Below are 3,380 nucleotides of genomic sequence, written 5' to 3' on the forward strand. Positions count from 1 at the left end.
ATAAAAACGATGCCCCGACAATGTTCTTTTGGCTGGAAGTCTTCCTTCAACATCCCATCTTTGCAAGGTCTTGACTGAAACTCCGATTTTTTTAGCAAATTCATGAGGTTTAAACATAAAGTCACTCATAGGTTTGTCTATGAGTGTACAGGTTTGTTTATTAAATTGTCAACTTAGGACAAGCTCAATATTAAAAATGATATTTAACCGGAGTCAGAGACTCCTGATAGCATTCCCAGTCTGGAGACTGGGAACGAGATCATATAAAATATTGATTAAATACTATCAGGATCTACACCCAAAGCTCTCAATCTTTCTGCTAATAATTGAGCGCGTTGTTCAGCATTTTCAGCCCGTTGTTTTTCCTGTTTTGCTCTTTCATCACCAGTCATTAAAACATTATCATCTTGATCACACCAACGTAACCAAGTATCATTCCTACCTTCAAATTCTCCCTCCCATAAAGTTAAACCTAAACCAATTTCTTCTAACCAATTATTTGTAGTTTCTACATATCGTCTGGCTTTGAGACTATAAACTCTTAAAACTTTGTCTCCTAAGTTTAGATTAGGATCATAGACGACATAATGATAAACCCGCATTTTTTCATAAATTTTTAGCTTTTTATCTAATTCCTCACCATCTTGATTAGAAACTATTTCTATCACTACTTCTGGGGTTTTACCAAATTTCCAAACCAGATAACAACGATTTTGTTTTTCCCACCAATTTTGCGGTGTTTCTACATCAAAACTCACAAATACATTGGGAACTATGGCAGGTTCACCATAGGTATGGTAGACACCAACATTAGCTTCAGCTAAAAAAACCTGATTTTGCAAAGCACTGTAAAGAGAACCGACTAATAAACGTTGTTGTTTGGCAGATGCGAGATTATCCACTGGTGTATCATCTTCTGTAACTAGCAAATTGGCATCTGGTACGTCGCAATTATCAATATCCTTGATTAAAAGTTGCTCAACCATGATTTTATCCACTATTTGAGGACTCTATTAACTGATCCTAACTTATTCCAACAAGAGAACGTAATGGCCAAATTTAGTGGCTAGTTTTCGATCATAGGTCAGTACCTGAGTATCAGATTGAATTGCTGCTGCTACAAATAACGTATCATAGAAGGAATGACTTGATTCCACTGCTAGTTTTAAAGCAATATCCCGAATTTGAGAACTGGAAATTATCACATCAACTAATGCCTCAGCATCCAGCATGGAATCTAAACCTATTTGCAATGGTAATTGTCGAAATTGTATCCATTGCCAAATCACATTACCCAACTCAGCAAACAACGAATCAGGTACGATAATTTGATCTACAGATTCTAAAGCAGCGATCGCCTGTTCATACTTGTCCTCTACGCGCAAGAGGGCATAAGCAAATACCATCGTATCAATCACTATCAGAGTCTTCCTTCTGATTTCCAAGACTGTACCCGACTTTCCGCTTCCATTGGTAACACTTCCGCCCGTTGACGAATACGAGTAAGCACTTCATCTCTTTGCCCATAGCGTTTTTGCAACAAATCGCGGACTTCTTGCTCCATAGAAACCCCCTTTTGTGCTGCTAAACGTTTAATGCGCTCCACTAACTCATCAGAGATATTGCGAATAGTAATTGTTGCCATAGATACTCTTTTGGTCGTGCTAGTCTACTACCCGATCATAGTTAAATTGAAAATTACCTTGATAAAAAATTACTTTACAAATAAATGTTAATAACAATCTAAATTCAAACTAAATCCAGGTAATATCTCTTCACCTAATAACTCAGTCGGTAAATTTCTGATTTCTACATCTTTTCCTAAACGATAAATTTCTACCTGTTGCTGTTGAGGATTGATCAACCATCCTAATTTTACCCCTGCATCCATATATTCTTGCATTTTAGAACGCAGAGTTTCTATATTATCTGTTGCTGATCTTAATTCAATCACAAAATCTGGTGCAATGGGAGGAAACTTGCGTTTTTGTTCCGGGGTTAATGCTTCCCAATGTTCTTTTTTAATCCAAGCAGCATCAGGAGAGCGATCGCCCCCATTTGGTAATTTGAATATAGTCGAAGAACTAAAAGTATAACCCAATTTTGTTTGACGATTCCAGAAAACTAAATCGGCAATCATTTCTGCTTCTCGATTCCCGCTTTCTCCCCCCACTGGTGGCATAATAATTAAATCTCCTTTTGCTGTGCGTTCAAATTTTAAATCACTGTTTTTTTGACATAGTTGATAAAATTGATCATCGGTAAGATCAACACTATTTAAGTTTAATGTCAAAGTATTAGTAACCATACAAATAACCCGTTTGTGTATCATCTTCTGTAACTAGCAGGTTGGTATCCGGTATATCACAATGATCAATATCCTGGATTAAAAGTTGCTCAACCATAGTTTTCTGCTATATAAAACCTAGACAAAACTAGACTTTACTTTCTACTTCAACGGGAGCATGGGAGCAGTTATCCCTCAGTAGACTTTCACGCCTTAGCCAGACGCGATAAATTAATTGCAGCGTTTAGATCCCTATCTATCTCAAAACCGCAGTTCTCACAGCAATAAATTCTTTCGGATAAAGAAAGATTTTCTTTTTTATGCCCACAACGAGAACAGGTTTTGCTTGATGGATAAAATCTATCAGCAATTATAATTATGGCTTCGCCACGCAGGCTATCACAGCCAAATTTTTTAGCTTTATATTCTAGCTGACGCTTAAACTCATAAAATCCACAATCAGCTATTGCTTGAGCTAATTTATGATTTGACAACATCCCTGAAACATTTAAATCTTCTACTACTATCTTGGCGTGGTTTTTGCATAAGTAAGTAGTAAGTTTATGAAGAGTGTCTTTTCTCAGGTTTGCTATTCTTGCATGATGTCTAGCTAGTTTAATTTTAGCTTTGTGTTTATTATTTGAACATGAAGCCTTTCTGCAATAGACTTTGGATAATCTTTGCAGTTTAGCTAAATTCTGTTGATAGTGTTTAGGGTTAGGGAAAGTAACACCAGTGCTTAGTGTAGCTAGTTCCTTTACTCCCAAATCAACACCAACAATAGTATAGTTTTTAATAGTTGGTTGACATTCTTGTTCATAAGAAAAGGCTATATACCAACTATCGGCAGTTCTAGAAATAGTAATGCTTTTGCAAGTAGTATGAGGTAATCCTTCATAAGTTTTTACCCATCCAATTGTTGGTAGTTTTATTGATATACCACCTACAGGAATTGGTTTACCACCTGCATCAATTGTAAAACTATCATTTTTCCCTTTCTTTTTGAAGTTAGGATATTTAGACCTTCCTTGAAAGAATCTCTGAAAAGCTTCACCTAAACTGTCAAAAGCGTATTGAGTGATTTTCTGGCAAA

6 protein-coding genes are annotated in these 3,380 nt (G+C 36.2%); all 6 read right to left on the reverse strand.

Going from position 1 to position 3,380, the window contains the following annotated elements:
* Nucleotides 1–117 (reverse strand): MerR family DNA-binding transcriptional regulator (locus H6F45_RS26000; protein ID WP_190348803.1); only part of this gene is annotated, 117 nt, incomplete at its 3' end.
* 158 nt (nucleotides 118–275) lie between these two features.
* Entirely contained in the window at nucleotides 276–986 is a 711-nt protein-coding gene (locus H6F45_RS26005; protein ID WP_190348800.1) for a Uma2 family endonuclease, read from the reverse strand.
* Nucleotides 987–1,028: 42 nt separating this feature from the next.
* The gene (locus H6F45_RS26010) at nucleotides 1,029–1,418 is read right to left on the reverse strand and encodes a type II toxin-antitoxin system VapC family toxin (protein ID WP_347237814.1); all 390 of its coding nucleotides are present in this window, start codon (nucleotides 1,416–1,418) and stop codon (nucleotides 1,029–1,031) included.
* Between the two features lie 2 nt (nucleotides 1,419–1,420).
* Nucleotides 1,421–1,645, reverse strand: coding sequence for a ribbon-helix-helix protein, CopG family (locus H6F45_RS26015; RefSeq protein ID WP_096570058.1), 225 nt, complete (start codon nucleotides 1,643–1,645; stop codon nucleotides 1,421–1,423).
* A gap of 87 nt (nucleotides 1,646–1,732) precedes the next feature.
* Entirely contained in the window at nucleotides 1,733–2,308 is a 576-nt protein-coding gene (locus H6F45_RS26020; RefSeq protein ID WP_190348801.1) for a Uma2 family endonuclease, read from the reverse strand.
* A 185-nt stretch (nucleotides 2,309–2,493) separates the two neighbouring features.
* Nucleotides 2,494–3,380 (reverse strand): RNA-guided endonuclease TnpB family protein (locus H6F45_RS26030; protein WP_190348802.1); only part of this gene is annotated, 887 nt, incomplete at its 5' end.

This window comes from Sphaerospermopsis sp. FACHB-1194 (assembly GCF_014696235.1).
Taxonomy (GTDB): domain Bacteria; phylum Cyanobacteriota; class Cyanobacteriia; order Cyanobacteriales; family Nostocaceae; genus Sphaerospermopsis; species Sphaerospermopsis kisseleviana.